Source organism: Legionella sp. PATHC035 (assembly GCF_026191115.1).
Lineage (GTDB): Bacteria > Pseudomonadota > Gammaproteobacteria > Legionellales > Legionellaceae > Legionella.
On record NZ_JAPHOT010000001.1, the window covers coordinates 3456963 to 3474332 of the forward strand.

The window sequence follows — 17370 nt, forward strand, 5'->3', positions numbered from 1 at the left end:
GCAAAGGAAAATGCTATGTTGACTGTAAAGGATGTCAAGTCTGTTGAGGCCGCAAAACAAATTATCGAAGAGCGTAATCTCACTCATGTCAAGGTTGGTTTATTTGATGTGGATGGGGTGATGCTTGGAAAATATATGAGCCGTAATAAATTCTTCTCGGCTTTAGATAATGGTTTTTCTTTTTGCGACGTAATCTTGGGTTGGGATTCTAAAGATAAACTCTATGATAATGGAAAATATACCGGGTGGCATACCGGTTATCCCGACACTTCAGTACGCATCGTGCCAGAGACATGCCGAGATCTTGTTTTTGAAGAGAATCAACTACTATTTATGGCTGAATTTTCTGGTGAAGCAGAGAACTTATGTCCGCGAGCATTACTTCGTCGAATTATTAATAAAGCAGATTCAATGGGATTTGACGCTTATGCGGCATTGGAATATGAATTCTTCATGTTTGATGAAACCCCAGACAGCATACGCTCCAAAGGTTTTCGTGATTTAAAACCCATGACCCCTGATTTTTTTGGTTACTCAATGATTCGTAATACCGTTCATGCGGACTTATATCATCAAATCCTCAATATGAGTGAGATTATGGATTTTCCTATTGAAGGGTTGCATGCTGAAACAGGTCCAGGGGTAATAGAAGCAGCTATTGCTGTAGATAAAGTTGCAGAGGCCGGCGATAAGGCCGCATTATTCAAGACCTTCATGAAGGTCTTAGCCCAACGAAATAATATGATGGCTACCTTTATGGCTAAATGGTCACCACACTATCCCGGACAAAGTGGACACATCCACCTGTCCTTACGTCATCAAAGTAGTAGAGGAAGTGCTTTTTTCGACCCTACAATGCAATATAACATGAGTAAAATTCAGAGACATTTTGTGGCAGGACAACAAAAACTTATGCCTGAATTTTTAGCTATGGTTTCTCCTACTGTGAACAGCTTTTCTCGACTCATTCCAGGATTTTGGGCACCAACAGACGCGACATGGGGGGTAGAGAATCGTACCACGGCATTACGCGTTATCCCGGGAAGTGATAAGTCACAGCGCGTTGAGTATCGCCTAGGTTCTGCTGATTCGAATCCTTATTTGGCTTTGGCCGCCGCTTTGGGCTCAGGTTTGTATGGAATTGAGCATGAACTGGAGCCCTATCCAGAAATCAAGGGTAATTCTTATACGCAAAAGCATCAAGCGGAGCTCGCATTGCCACGAACCCTCTGGGAGGCTGCTGCTCGTCTAAGGGAATCGCAAGCTGCCCGTACGTTATTTGGTGAACCATTTGTTGAGCATTTTGCTGCTTCTCGCGAATGGGAAGAACGTGAATTTCGCCGTCACGTTACCGATTGGGAGTTGGATCGCTATTTTGAAATTATTTAACTCGGATTTTCCAGATCATGAATGATACATTGAAAACCTATTCACCTATAGACAATTCACTTTATGTCGAGCGAACCTTTGCTGATGACGATGCGATCGAATCGGCATTAAACCGGGCATCAAGTGCTAAAAAACAATGGGCTAAAACCTCCTTGGCTGAGCGTGAGCATTATTGTCACGCTGCGGTAGATGCTCTGGTTGCTAATAAAGAAGAGATTGCCTGGGAAATCTGTTGGCAAATGGGAAGACCAATTCGTTATGCTGCTGGAGAGATTAATGGTTTTGAGGAGCGTGCTCGATATATGATTGCTGCCGCAAGTGCTGCATTGTCACCCATCAGATTAACTGAAAAAACAGGCTTTATCCGCTACATCAAACGAGAACCTCTAGGGCTCTCATTAGTCATTGCCCCATGGAACTATCCTTATCTTACGGCCGTGAATGCGATTATCCCAGCTATTATGTCGGGAAATGTTGTCTTACTAAAACACTCAGCACAAACACCGCTTGTTGCTGAACGATTTGCCCAAGCATTTAGCGAAGCAAATCTTCCAGAAGGGGTTTTCCAATACTTGCATCTCACTCATGCAGACACGGAAAAGGTATTACGTCACCCAGCGATCAATCATGTTGCTTTTACAGGTTCTGTTGCAGGTGGTGAAATGGTGGAACAAGTGACTGCCGGACGTTTTTTAAGTATTGGCTTGGAACTGGGAGGAAAAGATCCGGGGTATGTCCGTTTTGATGCAGATATTGATAAAGCGGTCGAAACGCTGATGGATGGAGCGTTCTTCAATTCAGGTCAATCGTGTTGCGGAATTGAACGTATTTATGTCCACAAAGCGGTTTATGAGCAATTTGTGAATAAGGCAGTAGCATTGGTGAGGCAATATAAACTCGGACGTCCTGACGATCCGGATACTACCTTAGGACCACTCGTAAGGCCTTCTGCTGCGGAATATGTCCGGGCCCAGATTCGCGAGGCCATGGGACAAGGTGCTGTAGCTCATATAGATAGCCAAGACTTTGTTATGGATCAGCCTGGATCGGCCTATATGGCGCCCCAAATTTTAACGGAAGTAACCCATAAAATGCGGATCATGACGGAAGAAACATTCGGACCGGTAGTGGGCATCATGTCCGTTGACAGCGATGACGAAGCTATTGCGTTAATGAATGACAGCGCCTACGGTTTAACGGCAGCTGTTTTCACTCAAGATATAGATCAGGGAATCGCCATTGGAGAGCAACTTCACACAGGAACATTTTTTATGAATCGTTGTGATTATTTGGATCCTGCGTTGGCCTGGACTGGAGTTAAAAACTCAGGGCGTGGATGTACACTTTCTCCAATAGGATATGAGGCATTGACCAGGCCTAAATCTTTTCATTTAAAAACAAACGACTAGGGTTTTTATACAATGCGACAGCATTTGGACCAAGAACCAGAATTGTAACCAACCCCAGTAAAGGATCTATGAATGAGTACATTATCAATGAAAGCTAATTGGAATTATCCGACTTCGATAAGGGTAGGGGCGGGGCGTGTGCGAGAGCTTACTGAAGCGTGCCATACTCTGGGTATCAAATCTCCTCTATTAGTCACGGACAGCAACCTTGCACAATTACCCATGATTGAAGCAGCATTAGCCGATTGTCGCGATGCGGGTTTACATGGTGCTTTGTTCACCGATGTAAAAGCGAATCCCACCGGTGAACAGGTTGGTGCTGGTGTCGATGCTTATCGAAGTGGCCAACATGATGGAGTGATTGCCTTTGGGGGCGGCTCAGCTTTAGATGCTGCGAAAGCAATTGCCTTAATGGTTGGTCAAACTCGTCCCCTATGGGATTTTGAAGACATAGGAGATAATTGGCGATTTGTGAATGTTGCCGGTATAGCGCCTGTGATTGCCTTGCCAACCACAGCAGGTACTGGTTCGGAAGTTGGGCGTGCTTCGGTGATAACCGATACACAACACCATCGAAAGAAGATTATTTTTCATCCTAAGATGTTACCTTCCATCGTTATTTTAGATCCAGAATTAACGGTTGCTTTACCTCCGAAGATTACGGCAGCAACCGGTATGGATGCATTATCTCATTGCCTGGAGGCTTATTCAGCCCCCAATTATCATCCAATGGCTGAAGGGATTGCTCTTGAGGGAATCCGGTTAATCAAAGAACATTTGCCTCGAGTAATGCAAAATGGAAATGATTTGAATTCCAGGACACAAATGCTTGTTGCATCAATGATGGGAGCAACAGCGTTCCAGCGAGGGTTAGGTGCAATGCATGCGCTCGCTCATCCTTTGGGCGCAATATATGATGCACATCACGGTCGATTAAATGCTATTTTAATGCCTTATGTAGTGCAAGCCAATCGCTCAGCGATAGAACAAAAAATAGATCGTCTAGCGTTTTACTTAGAGCTTGATAATGGATTTGATGGGTTTCTAGAATGGATACTGCAATTGCGCCGTGAACTTGGCATCGAACACAGCCTGGTTGAAATTGGCATCGATGCACGCGATGTGGCACGTATTGCGACTATGGCGACTGAAGATCCCTCAGCGCAAAGCAATCCAATTCTCTTTGATGCGTTGCAATACAAAAACATTCTTACTGCCGCGATTCATGGAGATCCTCATCCTCTATAGATGAAGTGATTATATTGGCAGAGGCGCCTTGAGGAATATCATGCATATTGGAATCTTACAATGCGATGAAGTAGAAAAAGGGTTAATGGCCATTCATGGCACTTACCCAGAGATGTATATTAAATTGCTGCGGCAAGCAGAACCCAATTTAACCTTTAAAGTTTATGATGCTCGTCAAGATGAATTGCCAATCGATGTCGACACTGCAGATGCCTATGTGATTACCGGTAGTCGTCACGGAGTCAACGATGGTTTTCTCTGGATTGCTGCGCTTGAAGAATTTGTTCGACGTCTTCATGAGTCAAGAAAAAAAGTCATAGGGATTTGTTTTGGCCATCAGCTCATCGCGAAAGCATTAGGGGGTACAGTCATTAAGTCGCCCAAGGGCTGGGGGGTAGGAATGTCCATCAATAAAATGACACAACATAAATCGTGGATGTCCCCATCCCTTAATCAACTTAACCTGCTCGTGAGCCATCAGGACCAGGTTGTAGCGCTCCCTTCGGAAGCAGAGGTTCTGGCCACAAGTGATTTTTGTCCCTTCTATATGCTGCAAATTAGGGACAACCTATTAACCGTCCAAGGTCATCCCGAGTTCAGTAAAAGCTATTCTCAAGCCTTGATTGAACTGCGTAAAAACAGACTCGGTATGGAATTAGTTGAGCGTGGATTACAATCACTACAGCAACCTTGTAATGATACTGTATTTGCTGAGTGGATTGTTCATTTTTTGAATTTTTAAAATACATATCGGCACTGTTTTTGACTTTTTTATTGAAATATCAATAGGTCATGGTTGAATTTAAATTTATTTGCTAGAATCTAAAGGGATTTAAAAAAATATTAAATTTATAGGGAGAATGAAATGAATCGTTTCGCGTTAATTGCAGCAACTGGTGTTTTAGCACTCGCTTTAACTGCATGTGGTGAGCAAAATAACAAGCAACCTACTGCAGGAACAGAAAACACTACTACAACAACTCAACCAGCTTCTAATCAACCTGCTGGTGGCACTCAAAATCAAACACAACACTAAGTCTTTAACCTGGGTGAAGGCGTAAGCCATAACCCAGGTTCCTTTAGGTATGCTCATGAGCTCCTATGATAATCTCATCAAAGAAATTGCCGCCATTTTAAAGAAAAAGAACTGGCAATTAGTTACTGCTGAGTCATGTACTGGTGGACTTGTTGCAAGTTATCTCACAGAAATTCCCGGAAGTTCGGTTTGGTTTGAACGCGGATTTGTTACCTACAGTAATTTAGCTAAAGAGGAGTTGTTGTCTGTTCCTAAGCAATCAATTGATGAATATGGCGCGGTCAGTGAGCCTGTTGCCCAAGCTATGGCCACTGGTGCCTTACTGCACAGCGCAGGGCATGTTGCCGTATCGGTTACGGGCATTGCAGGACCAGATGGAGGGAGTCTTGAGAAGCCTGTGGGGACGGTGTGCTTTGGCTGGGCCGCTAAAGACATGAATCCCAAAGTAGTAAAAAAACAACTTACCGGAGATCGACAAGCGATACGCCTGGCTGCATGCCAAGTCGCGTTATCAGGCCTGCTTTCTTACATCAAAAATGGATAAAGCTTCTCTTGATACAAAAAACAGGCATCTCATAGGAAGTCGAGTACTCCCCACATTGGAGTTGGACTCTATTTATTCTTGATTATACCCGTTTAGTCTTCGGCCATCGGCTGTGCTATTTGGTTAAATTCTTGTTGAGGATTATTCTAAAACTGTATAAAAATTTAACCAATAAATAAGTTTATAGTCAACCATGCTTTGCCCAGGCTTGAGTGAAAAAACTCCTTTAAATCTCTGAATCAATTTGATGCTTGTTCCCATCTGTGTGATAATTTTACCCTTGCATAACTACCTGGAAAATATTATGGAAGAAAATAAACAAAAAGCATTATCAGCAGCCCTCTCGCAAATTGAACGTCAATTTGGTAAAGGCTCAGTGATGCGTATGGGCGACAGCACCGTATCTCGAGATATAGAAGCCATTTCAACAGGATCTTTAGGATTAGACATTGCATTGGGTATTGGCGGATTACCTAAAGGACGTATTGTTGAAATTTATGGACCAGAGTCCTCTGGTAAAACAACACTCACATTACAAGTTATTGCCGAGTGCCAAAAAATGGGTGGCACTGCCGCATTTATCGATGCAGAACATGCTTTAGATCCAAGTTACGCGCAAAAACTGGGTGTGAATGTGGATGAGTTACTCGTTTCTCAGCCAGATACTGGGGAACAAGCACTGGAAATTACCGACATGTTGGTACGCTCAGCGGCTGTTGATGTCATTATTGTCGACTCTGTTGCTGCGTTGACTCCAAAAGCGGAAATTGAAGGGGAAATGGGGGATTCTCATGTTGGTTTACAAGCTCGACTCATGTCACAGGCTTTACGTAAGCTGACTGCAAATATTAAACGATCCAATACCCTAGTCATTTTTATTAACCAGATTCGTATGAAAATTGGTGTCATGTTTGGCAGCCCTGAGACAACTACGGGTGGTAATGCACTGAAATTCTATGCTTCTGTTCGCTTAGATATTCGCCGTATCGGGTCAATTAAGAAAGGTGAAGAAATCTTAGGTAGTGAAACACGAGTTAAAGTAGTGAAGAATAAAGTAGCACCACCATTCAAGATGACGGAATTTGATATTCTCTATAACGAAGGTATTTCTCGTGAAAGTGAAATTATCAATTTGGGGGTTCAACTCAATCTAATTGAAAAATCTGGGGCTTGGTACAGCTATAAAGGAGAGAAGATTGGCCAAGGCAAAGATAATGTGCGCTTATACCTTAAGGATAATCCTCAAGTTGCAGCGACTCTTGAGCAGCAAATTCGTACTGAGCTTTTAGAGAAAAAGCTACCTATGCTTGCTTCAGCTAGTGCGGAAGAGTTTGAGGCTGTTGATGACTAAAGCTTTTGATAGTGCTGTGCGCCTGTTGTCCAGGCGCGAGCACAGTGCACTAGAGCTTTGTGATAAATTGAAACAAAAGGGATATAGTGCAACAGAAGTAAAAGAAGCATTGGATGAATGTCTACGCTTGGATTTACAAAGTGATCGACGTTTTGTAGAAGTTTACATTCGTTCACGTATACGCCAGGGTTATGGACCTTTAAAAATAAGTCAGGAATTGAGTAGTAAAGGAATTGATAGGGAATTAATTCAGCAATTCTTGCAACAAGAGGAAGATAATTGGTTGACTTATGCTTTGGATGTTTGGCATAAAAAAAATAAAGGACAACTTGATTTATCTTTTGACGAATTGCAAAAACAACAGCGTTTTTTGCTGTATCGTGGATTTGGAATGGATACCATTGTTCAAGTGAAAAAAGAATTGAAAAAATAAAAATGAAATCGTAGTCTTGGGGAAAGCAAAGCCTCTGTAGCCCGGATTAGCGCAGCATAATCGGGAGCTCCGATCATCATACGGTGCTCCAAGTGCAGATTCATGGTTGAGTTCGGGATGATGATCAAGCGTTTCGCCGCGCGACCCCTGGGTATGATTAAAAATTAAAATTAACTCAAATTGGTGTTGATTAGAAAATGAAAAGTTCTGAAATTAGAAAAGCATTCTTTGATTATTTCACACAACGTGGTCATCAACTCGTGGAATCCAGCTCTTTAATTCCTGCAAATGATCCTACTTTATTATTTACCAATGCAGGTATGGTGCAATTTAAGGATTTATTTTTAGGACTTGAAACGCGTTCTTATCAACGAGCCGTTACAGCACAACGGTGTGTGCGTGCAGGTGGAAAGCACAATGATTTGGAAAATGTGGGTTATACCGCAAGGCACCATACATTTTTTGAAATGTTGGGCAATTTTAGCTTTGGCGATTATTTCAAGCGCGAAGCTATAAAATTTGCTTGGGAATTTTTAACCCAAGTTCTGCGTTTACCCGAAGAGCGTTTGTGGGTGACTGTCTATAGAGAAGATCAGGAAGCAGAAGATATTTGGTTAAAAGAAATGAAGGTTTCCGCTACACGCTTTTCACGATGTGGTGAAAAAGATAATTTTTGGTCCATGGGGGATACTGGTCCTTGTGGTCCTTGCACTGAAATTTTTTATGATCATGGTCCTGAAATCGCAGGGGGGCCTCCAGGAAGCCCCGATGAAGATGGGGATCGCTATATAGAAATTTGGAACCTGGTATTCATGCAGTTTAATCGGGATAAGGATGGAAACCTACATCCGCTACCTAAGCCTTCCGTGGATACAGGTATGGGGCTCGAGCGACTCGCCGCAGTAGTGCAAGGCGTACACAGTAATTATGAAACGGATACGTTCCAATATTTGATTCAATCTACGGCAAAACTTGGAAATATTACTGATTTAAACCATACCTCGTTAAAAGTGATTGCTGATCACATTCGTTCTTGTGCGTTTTTAATTGCTGATGGAGTAATTCCGGGCAATGAAGGGCGGGGGTATGTGCTGAGAAGAATAATTCGCAGAGCGATAAGACATGGTAATAAGTTAGGTTTGCCAACTCCATTTTTTTCAAGGTTAGTTGAACCTTTAATTAAAGTCTTGGGTGATGCTTATCCTGAATTGATAAAATACAAGGCCCATATAGAAAAAATTCTTAATCAAGAAGAGAATCAATTCGCTCGTACTCTTGATCAAGGTTTACGATTATTGCAAGAACAAATGCATTCCCTTGGCGGCCATGAAATATCAGGAGAGATCGCATTTAAGCTCTATGATACTTATGGTTTTCCTGTTGATTTAACTGCTGATATCGCCAGAGAACAAGGTCTCTATGTGGATATGGATGGTTTTAATCAATTGATGCAACAGCAGCGCGTACAATCTCAGGCTGCCAGCCAATTTAGTGTCGATTACAGTAACAGTGCTCCATTGGATTACCAATCTGATTTTCATGGGTATGAGAAAAAAGAGATGGAATCCAAAATTATTGCCTTGGTTCAGGATGGAAAAGAGGTTAAAACTTTAAACGAAGGCATGAAGGGAGCTATAGTTCTTGATCACACGCCGTTTTATGCAGAGAGTGGGGGACAAGTTGGCGATAAGGGATTGTTCAGAGGACCAGGTTTTAGTTTTCGGGTCGACGACACTCAAAAGAAAGCCCAAGCCATTGTCCATTATGGAGAAGTAGTCGAAGGTACTGCGTCCCTGGATCAGTTAGTTAAGGCGCAAATCGATAACGATCGTCGAGAGGCAATTCGTTTAAATCATACTGCAACTCATTTGTTGCATGCAGCACTTAAAACAGTCGTTGGGCCACAAGTTCAGCAAAAAGGTTCATTAGTTGATGCAGAGCGTGCGCGTTTTGACTTTTCTCATTTTGAATCATTAACCGCAGAACAAATACAGGCAATTGAACAATTGGTCAATGATCAAATTCGTGCAAATAATGAAGTGGTAACCCAGATTATGGATATTGAGTCTGCTAAAAAAAGCGGCGCGGTCGCTCTTTTTGGGGAAAAATATACCGATAAAGTGCGTGTATTATCCATGGGTGAATTCTCTAAAGAACTTTGTGGCGGAACGCATGCACGAAGGACGGGGGATATCGGATTGTTTAAAATCGTTGCCGAATATGGGATCGCCAGTGGGGTACGACGTATCGAGATGGTAACCGGTCGTTATGCTTTAAGCTGGGTTAATGAGCAACAGTTTCTATTAAGCGAATTAGCCTCTTTATTAAAAACCACAACCAATAATCTACCCGATAAAATCACGCAACTCATCTCTGAAAATAAGAGTTTGGAAAAGGAAATTACCAAGTTACAAAGTGAGAAAGCACAAAAATCAGGTGCCGATCTGGCAAACGAGGTGGAAAAAATCAATGGAATCAGTTTGCTTGTGAAACAATTGGATGGAGCAGACAGTCAAACCATGCGTACTACTTTGGATCAATTAAAATCAAGACTTGATTCTGCTGTGATTGTTTTATTTACCCTCGATCACAATAAAATGAATGTGATTGCTGGGGTGAGTAAAAATATCATAGGCAAAGCTCCTGCTGCGGCCACTTTGGTCAGACATCTCTGCGGAAAAGGCGGTGGCCGGGATGATATGGCCCAAGGTGGAGGTATTGCTCCGGATGACTTGGAGAAAAAGATAGAAGAAATTAGAGAAATGGTTCGCCATTCATAAATCAATTGGATGTAGCCTGGAGTTTTATCCAGGTTACTTTTGTAAATAAGCATATATAGGGAGTTGACATGCGTTTTTTACAAGAGTTTAAACAATTTGCCCTCAAGGGAAATGTAATTGATCTGTCTGTCGCAGTGGTTATTGGTGCTGCATTTGGCAAAATTACGAGTTCGTTAGTTAGTGGCATTGTTATGCCTTTGATAGGCCTATTATTGGGCGGAATCAATGTTGCAAATAAAACGTTTACCGTCGGTGATGCGGTGGTGAAATGGGGCGAGTTTCTTCAGGCAGTGATTGATTTCACCATCATTTCATTTTCAATTTTTATAGCAATTAAAATGATTTCTTTATTAAGGAAAAACGAAGAAAAGAAAGAAACGCCACCGACAAGGGAAGAAACTTTATTAGCTGAAATTCGCGATCTATTGAAGGAAAAAACAGGCCCTCAAAGCGAATAAGGTGTCTGTCAGTGATTTTCTACTGCGTGTCGCATGGTGGTAAGATGGCTTTGATTAGCGCACGTTGATCAGGGGAATTTAGCCCTTATCCCGAAGATCAGATTATCTTCACATTTTTTGTCATCAGTCTTCAAAAATCTAAGTATTTGTAACTCTGCTATAATTTTAAGAAACAATCTTAATAAGGACAGTCATGAGTGGACTACTCAATTTAATTGCCGTAATCGTTATTTTTGGGGTAGTGTTATGGTTAATAGACACTTTTATCCCTATGCCTCCATCAATTAAAAGTCTGTTAAATGTACTGGTACTTATTGTTCTAGTGATCTACATTTTACAATTTTTTGGATTGATAAAGACCATTTTACCGATGATAAAAATCTTGAAATAAAATTGATTCATAGAGATAAGTAAGCCGACGAACTTTAGATTAACAGTGCTGTCATTAACAGCATTGGCAACCATCAGGGATTGTTTACTCAAAAAAATCAAATTCTAAGATAATCACAAATGTTCATCTCAAGATAATTTGTTAATAAATAGAGATAATCAGGTTGTTCATTAAATAACCAGAAAATCTCACGATTTAAGTAACAAATTTATATATTGATTTATAAAATACAAAATAGATGATGGATGTTGATTAAATTAACAACATTTTATTCCCCTTATACTGGAATAAGAGAGCAGAAGATAAGTGCCGAAAGCGAAACAAGATTTAACATTAAATTCTTTAGTTGAGACAATCGAAGCAACTGAAAGTACACTGAGAAAAATGAGACTCCCAAAATCATTAGGTTTATCTAATTTATTCTTCGAACCAATTCAACTGTTTACGCTTAATAGCAAAATTAGCTCTCTTCAATCTCAAGTAGATTGATATCCAGTAACCCAGATTAATTCGGGTCTTAAAGAAGAGGTTAATCAACTCAAATTAAGAATACCATCATACCTTAGTCATTTTCCTATAAAGAAAGAATGGCAATCGAGTGATGATTGCCATAATAAATCGCCAGAAAAAGGGGTAATAGAACATCCTTTTTCCGTTCATTAATCCCTTCCAACAGGCTTTTGCGCATGATTCTGGTGGTGCCGCATAAAAAATTCCTGGAAGGCCATAGGTTTGTTTGGTGTCAATAAAGCCTAAGCGGGCAATGGTGATGTGCTGATTATTGCTGGCAGCCTGTTGTAGGCCTTGAAGATAAACTTCGATACTTGCTTTAGTTGCGCCATACAGACTGTTTTTAGAACGTCCTCTACATGCTGCAACGGAACTTAAAAAAAGTAAATGATGTTCTTTTTGCTGACGATTTAAATAGGTATGGATGATTAAGGTAGTCGTTAGAATATTGAGTCTGATGAGGTGGGTTATTGTCTCGACATTAAGATGTTCATTATCGGTGAAATCACTGTGGGCTATGAACAAATCCAATTCATTCTCTGTTGTTTTAAATAAAGTAATTAATGTATCAACCTGTTCCAAGAGATCCACAACAAGTACATCGCAACTTATTTTATGTCGAAGCATCATATCGTTGGCAATGATTTGGAGCTGCTTTTTTTGGCGTCCTACCAAGAGTAATTGATGCCCCGAGCGAGCAACAATATGTGCAAATTTTTCGGCAATAATGGAGGTTGCGCCGAGTATCACCCAAGTTCTTTGCGTCATTTTATAATCCCTAATCGTTTTGCCAGATCAGAGTGCATTGTACAGCCATAATGGCCTAAAGTCTGAGAAAATTGTTGATGATTCTCATACATGCTATGAAATTGTTTTTCATTCAAAAACATATCCTTAGCCAAGTAAATTCGACCGTTGAGTTCAGTGATTCGCTGATTCATCGCTGCTATTGCTTGTGTTGCCTGAGGATTATGGCCAAAATCAACAGCTAAGGTAAATCCTGGTTTACAAAATGAGAGTAAGCCCTCACCAGGTTGGGTAAACAACTTGAGGACTGCGAGAGTAGGTGTGGCTTTATTGATTCGCATTAATTCGATTAACTGCTCCAAAATAATTGGCGCATGATCGACATCAAATACAGCTTGGAATTGAAGCAATCCTCTAGGGCCATAAAGTCGATTCCAGTGCATGAGTTTATCAAGTGGATTATTAAATTGTTCCAATGCTAGTTTTTCTTGACCTTTTTTACTGGTAAAAAAATGCTGATTAAACAATTTCATATTCCATCGCCTGATCAGAGAACATGGAATTTTGGGTACCGTATGTATGTTTGGTTTTTTTGTGTTGATGGGTTCACAATGATCTGCTGTAGAAAGAATGGCTCGGGGCGTAGAGTTCAGAAGATCAAGCCAAGATACTTGATAGTCATGATGAATACCCTCGGTTGCCATATATTCAGTTAATGCGCGGATGGATTCAAATTGCTTGTGTTCTGCATGAACAAAGCGTGGCGCTTTTTTTAGGCGAAGTTCGGCTCGAGTAATAACACCGGTGAGTCCTAAGCCTGCAATGGTAGCATGAAATAAGTCGCTGTTTTCTTCACGGCTGCAATGAAGTTTTTTATTGCCCATGAGTAGATCAAATCCCAGGAGATGATGGCCAAAACTCCCAGCTTGATGATTGTTTTTTCCATGCACATCATGAGCAATTCCACCGGCTACGGTAGCATGAACGGTACCAGGAAGAACTGGAGGAATGAAATCAGGATGTACTAAAAATAAATCTTGGAGTGATACTCCTCCTTCACATACTACAATCCCGGTCTCAGGATTAAAATCGATAAAATGATTCAGACGCTCGGTGTCGATAATCATACCATCAGTATTAAAACAACTGTCGTTATAACTTAAGCCTGAGCCTCGTACGAGAATGTTTTGCTGAGGATTTTGAGTAAGATAATCAGCTAGTTGCTCTTCATTGTCTGGACGTAAGCAAAACGATTGACTAATGCGAGCACGGCTATAATTCGTCAACTTTCTTGTTTTGCAGTGCATTTTTTTTCATTCAATTATATTCTATACTAAGACTATAATTCATTTAGGAACACATTAAAAAGGAATTATCATGAAAACATGTTTAATCTTTTTCGGACTTTTCTTTTCTTTTTTAGTTTTTGCAGCGGATATCCCTCAAGACAATTTAGGCGCACAAAAATATGACAAGACGCAGTGTTTTAATAATACAGCCCAAGATTGCATTAATTCACAATGCTTGAACTCAGATCAAATTGATTGCCAGGATAATTGTCGAAGAATGGCACAAGCGAAATGCCAGCAACAAACGAATGAATAAAGTTGCTTGTATTTTTTTCCCATTAAGTTTGAATACATAGTCAAATGATTGGCGTATGAATTTTTTGACTGTCAAATTAAAGAGATTGCTTCTCCGGCGCTCCGTCATCACAAGGGCCACTTGGAATCGCTCAAAATACTGTGCTACAGCATGGGGAGCCCTGGCTTCGCTTGGGAGGATGAGCGTCACTCGGGATGACCACAGTGGCTTGGGTGATGGGACCGGTGAATAATTCTGCCACGCTGTATCCGAGTTGCCTGTCCTACTCCGATGACAACACTTTATATAAATGGCATATAGTTTGCATAACCTAGATATTCAACAGAAAAATCAGGTGGTTCCTTGAATTTAATGAGTGAATTCAAGTTTAAAATTAGTATGGATTGCTTATATGGCTGATAAAAACGTTTTATCACAAGAAGAAATAGACGCTCTGCTGAAAACTGTGGATGAACATCCTGAAGACCTCCATCAAGATTCAGAAGAGCCTGCGGTAACTGATGAAAAAGACGACAATAAAAGAACAAAAGCGAATAAAAAGAAGGTTACTGAGGCAGTATTTGAGACCGTAGAGATAAAAGACGAAAATGATGTAAAAACACTCAATTTTACGGCTCAGGAACGGATTGTCAAAGGGAAATTACCCGTATTAGATAGAATTTATGATCGCGCTGTGCGCTTATTTGCAGCAGATGTCTACAACGTTACCGCCAAAGATTTTGAGATTAAACAAGATCCATTGCTCATTACCAAACACCGAGATTTTATGGAGAGCTTACCCAATCCGAGCTTAATGTGTATTTCTAAATTTAAGCCATTACGTGGTAAAGGGATTATTCTTTTTGATAGTACTTTTGTCTACGATCTGGTCGACTATTACTTTGGTGGAAGCTCGCAATTTTTTGCTCAAAAAGACAAAACCGATTTTACTGCGACTGAGTTACGTGTGATGGATGTAATTACCAAGAAACTCATTGCCAACCTGACACAGGCCTGGAAGCCAATTATTCAGCTTGATATTTCCAAATTTAATGATGAGACAAACCCACAATTGGTCAATATAGCAGAGCCTGAAGAAATGTTGTTAGTTGCACGATTTTCGATGGATTTTGGCAAAGAAATAGGAACTTTTTATTTCATTTTACCGTATTCCATGGTGGAACCGATTAAAGAGCAATTGGAACTTGGTGCTTCTAGACCCGATGATGAAATTGATCCGAACTGGGTTAAATCGCTGAAAGAAGAATTAATGGATGTTGAATTAACGGTAAGCTCTGTCATGGCTGAAACAAAAACCACTCTAGGGGCAGTGATGTCATGGCAAGCAGGTGATTTTATACCAATGGAAATGAAAGAAGTGGTTACTTTAGATATCGAAGGAATCCCAGGTTTTACGGCAACTCAAGGTGCTGCAAATGAAAAACGTGCAGTAAAAATAATAAAAAACATTAGTTATTAGGAGATAAGTAATGTCTCAAGAAATCGAACAACCCAAACCGGCAAATACTCTTTCCCAGGAAGCAGACAGCGATAAACTGGATTTAATTTTAGATATACCGGTATCTGTAAAGGTAGAAATTGGTCATACCAAAATGACCATTCGTAATTTGCTTCGATTAAACCAAGGCGGGATTGTTGCCCTGGATCGTTTAGCGGGTGACCCGCTTGATGTGTTAGTCAATGGCACTTTAGTTGCGCATGGAGAGGTCGTTGTAGTGAATGATAAGTTTGGGGTGCGATTAACCGATATTGTCACTCAAGCAGAACGAATTAAGCGATTAAGATAATGCAAAGTGCACTCAATCAGGGAGAGCTCATACGTGTGGTGATGGGCCTATTGTTGGTTTTATTACTCATCATGGTATTGTCTTGGGTAGTGAGGCGATTTCATGGTATGCACATGAGCTCGACCAAGGGATTTCAATCCATGGCCAGTATGATTTTGGGACCTAAAGAAAAAATCACCTTATTAAAGGTGGGAACTCGTTATTTATTGGTTGGTTCAGGTTCCGGAAACATCACATTACTTCATGATTTTGGCGAACAGCTGCCACCAGGATTTGAGGACACTTTAAATAAACCTTCATTTGCGGCTCTGCTTAAATCGGTTGTGAAATCATAAGATGAACATAATGAATTTAATTACCCATTGGTATCCAATATTCTGTAATTCCCATGAGAAAAGTCTCCGTCATTTCGAACGACGCGCGCGATTTTATCGCTTTAGCACAGGGTTGCAATGGGCTATTTCTCGTGACACTCGGGATGATGGCAAAACATCCCGTATTCCGCTACGCTGGACCCAGGCGACATTATTGCTTATTTTATTTTGTTGCTTCCCACTGGTTTTACAGGCAGCGCCGTTATCCCTGCCCGCAATGACCGTACAACCTGGTGCCAATGGCGAACAGACCTACAGTGTGAACCTCCAAATTTTGATTTTTATGACCTTGTTAACCGTGTTGCCTGGGATGTTGATGGCAATGACAGCGTTTACAAGAATAATTATAGTGCTTTCCATTTTACGTCAGGCTATAGGGATGGCTCAAACCCCGACCAATCAAATTTTAATTGGTATTGCCTTATTTATGACTTATTTTGTGATGTCACCTGTATTTAATAAAATCAATGACACTGCAGTACAACCTTATCTCGCAGAGACTATTAAATTTCCTCAGGCGCTGGCCAATGCACAAGTACCTTTAAGGGAATTTATGTTAAATCAAACACGCAAAAATGATTTATCCATGTTTGAAAAATTCGCTCAAGAAAATCCCGCTACGCTTAATGAAGTACCCATGAGTGTGGTGATTCCTGCATTTATCACCAGTGAGTTAAAAACAGCCTTTCAAATTGGATTTATTTTATTTTTGCCCTTTTTGATTATTGATATGGTGGTATCCAGTGTTCTGATGGCTATGGGTATGATGATGTTATCGCCTTTAATTATTTCATTACCCTTTAAGATCATGCTTTTTGTTATGGTGGATGGTTGGACACTCATTTTAGGCTCACTGGCTTCAAGTTTTGCTATGAGCTAATGCAGCATTAGGTCCAGAGTTATAAATTAAAAGGAAATGGGACTCTTTACAATGCGCTATCTTACCCCTCGTCATTCCCTGTTGCAGTCGGGATGACCTAGGGATGGGGCTGAGAAAGCAGTGGTGTAAACAGAATCCTAAACCATAGGGAAATAATATGACTCCAGAGTCTGTAGTTTCTGTATTCAGTGAAGGTGTGTATTTAATGCTGTTGTTGATCACAGTACTCATTCTTCCTGGTTTAATTATTGGTGTTCTCGTTTCTATGTTTCAGGCAGCAACACAAATTAATGAAACGAGTTTGAGCTTTATACCCAAATTATTTATTACCTTTTTGATGCTGGTATTTGCTGGTCCTTGGTTATTGAAAACGATGGTGAATTACACGGATTCGTTAATTACCAATATTCCTTACTTAATAGGCTAAT

At 40.7% G+C, this 17370-nt stretch carries 19 protein-coding genes; 17 read left to right on the forward strand and 2 right to left on the reverse strand.

Translation table 11 applies throughout. The annotated features are described in order from the left end of the window. The first annotated feature begins 15 nt into the window (after positions 1 to 15). From OQJ13_RS14980 to OQJ13_RS15030, 11 genes are all read left to right on the forward strand, one after another. Entirely contained in the window at positions 16 to 1389 is a 1374-nt protein-coding gene (locus tag OQJ13_RS14980; protein WP_265711651.1) for a glutamine synthetase family protein, read from the forward strand. Positions 1390 to 1406: 17 nt separating this feature from the next. Further along, a complete protein-coding gene (locus OQJ13_RS14985; protein ID WP_265711652.1) occupies positions 1407 to 2798 on the forward strand; it encodes an aldehyde dehydrogenase family protein in 1392 nt (463 codons plus the stop codon). A 72-nt stretch (positions 2799 to 2870) separates the two neighbouring features. Then, positions 2871 to 4046, forward strand: coding sequence for an iron-containing alcohol dehydrogenase (locus OQJ13_RS14990; protein WP_265711653.1), 1176 nt, complete (start codon positions 2871 to 2873; stop codon positions 4044 to 4046). A 40-nt stretch (positions 4047 to 4086) separates the two neighbouring features. Continuing rightward, positions 4087 to 4788: a glutamine amidotransferase-related protein gene (locus OQJ13_RS14995; RefSeq protein WP_265711654.1), complete on the forward strand. Its 702-nt coding sequence runs from the start codon at positions 4087 to 4089 to the stop codon at positions 4786 to 4788. Between the two features lie 123 nt (positions 4789 to 4911). After that, positions 4912 to 5082: a hypothetical protein gene (locus OQJ13_RS15000; RefSeq protein WP_265711655.1), complete on the forward strand. Its 171-nt coding sequence runs from the start codon at positions 4912 to 4914 to the stop codon at positions 5080 to 5082. 55 nt (positions 5083 to 5137) lie between these two features. Beyond that, a complete protein-coding gene (locus OQJ13_RS15005; protein WP_265711656.1) occupies positions 5138 to 5626 on the forward strand; it encodes a CinA family protein in 489 nt (162 codons plus the stop codon). A 304-nt stretch (positions 5627 to 5930) separates the two neighbouring features. Then, positions 5931 to 6977, forward strand: coding sequence for a recombinase RecA (recA, locus tag OQJ13_RS15010; RefSeq protein ID WP_028381962.1), 1047 nt, complete (start codon positions 5931 to 5933; stop codon positions 6975 to 6977). After that, on the forward strand, positions 6970 to 7410 hold the full coding sequence (gene recX / locus OQJ13_RS15015; RefSeq protein ID WP_265711657.1) for a recombination regulator RecX: 441 nt from the start codon (positions 6970 to 6972) through the stop codon (positions 7408 to 7410). Before recA ends, recX begins: the two co-directional genes overlap by 8 nt. 197 nt (positions 7411 to 7607) lie before the next feature. Beyond that, on the forward strand, positions 7608 to 10190 hold the full coding sequence (alaS, locus tag OQJ13_RS15020; RefSeq protein WP_265711658.1) for an alanine--tRNA ligase: 2583 nt from the start codon (positions 7608 to 7610) through the stop codon (positions 10188 to 10190). A 68-nt stretch (positions 10191 to 10258) separates the two neighbouring features. Beyond that, positions 10259 to 10648 carry a large-conductance mechanosensitive channel protein MscL gene (gene mscL, locus OQJ13_RS15025; protein WP_265702447.1) on the forward strand — a complete coding sequence of 130 codons (390 nt, stop codon included), beginning with the start codon at positions 10259 to 10261 and terminating at the stop codon, positions 10646 to 10648. A gap of 193 nt (positions 10649 to 10841) precedes the next feature. Beyond that, positions 10842 to 11039: a Thivi_2564 family membrane protein gene (locus OQJ13_RS15030; RefSeq protein ID WP_265711659.1), complete on the forward strand. Its 198-nt coding sequence runs from the start codon at positions 10842 to 10844 to the stop codon at positions 11037 to 11039. Positions 11040 to 11594: 555 nt separating this feature from the next. Here OQJ13_RS15030 and OQJ13_RS15035 read toward each other — a convergent pair. Continuing rightward, the gene (locus OQJ13_RS15035) at positions 11595 to 12317 is read right to left on the reverse strand and encodes an SDR family NAD(P)-dependent oxidoreductase (protein ID WP_265711661.1); all 723 of its coding nucleotides are present in this window, start codon (positions 12315 to 12317) and stop codon (positions 11595 to 11597) included. Further along, the gene (locus OQJ13_RS15040; protein WP_265711662.1) at positions 12314 to 13603 is read right to left on the reverse strand and encodes an FAD-binding oxidoreductase; all 1290 of its coding nucleotides are present in this window, start codon (positions 13601 to 13603) and stop codon (positions 12314 to 12316) included. Before OQJ13_RS15040 ends, OQJ13_RS15035 begins: the two co-directional genes overlap by 4 nt. 70 nt (positions 13604 to 13673) lie before the next feature. Between OQJ13_RS15040 and OQJ13_RS15045 the strand changes: the two genes are divergently transcribed. The 6 genes from OQJ13_RS15045 (at position 13674) to fliQ (ending at position 17369) form a co-directional block, all read left to right on the forward strand. Continuing rightward, on the forward strand, positions 13674 to 13901 hold the full coding sequence (locus OQJ13_RS15045) for a hypothetical protein (protein WP_265711664.1): 228 nt from the start codon (positions 13674 to 13676) through the stop codon (positions 13899 to 13901). 391 nt (positions 13902 to 14292) lie between these two features. Then, the gene (fliM, locus tag OQJ13_RS15050) at positions 14293 to 15360 is read left to right on the forward strand and encodes a flagellar motor switch protein FliM (protein ID WP_265711665.1); all 1068 of its coding nucleotides are present in this window, start codon (positions 14293 to 14295) and stop codon (positions 15358 to 15360) included. 10 nt (positions 15361 to 15370) lie between these two features. Further along, positions 15371 to 15688 carry a flagellar motor switch protein FliN gene (gene fliN, locus OQJ13_RS15055; RefSeq protein WP_265711666.1) on the forward strand — a complete coding sequence of 106 codons (318 nt, stop codon included), beginning with the start codon at positions 15371 to 15373 and terminating at the stop codon, positions 15686 to 15688. Beyond that, complete coding sequence (fliO, locus tag OQJ13_RS15060) at positions 15688 to 16023, forward strand: flagellar biosynthetic protein FliO (RefSeq protein ID WP_265711668.1); 336 nt, start codon at positions 15688 to 15690, stop codon at positions 16021 to 16023. The genes fliN and fliO overlap by 1 nt, the downstream gene beginning before the upstream one ends. 256 nt (positions 16024 to 16279) lie before the next feature. Continuing rightward, a complete protein-coding gene (gene fliP, locus OQJ13_RS15065; RefSeq protein WP_416209928.1) occupies positions 16280 to 16942 on the forward strand; it encodes a flagellar type III secretion system pore protein FliP in 663 nt (220 codons plus the stop codon). Between the two features lie 157 nt (positions 16943 to 17099). Further along, a complete protein-coding gene (fliQ, locus tag OQJ13_RS15070; RefSeq protein WP_265711670.1) occupies positions 17100 to 17369 on the forward strand; it encodes a flagellar biosynthesis protein FliQ in 270 nt (89 codons plus the stop codon). Position 17370: the final 1 nt, after the last annotated feature.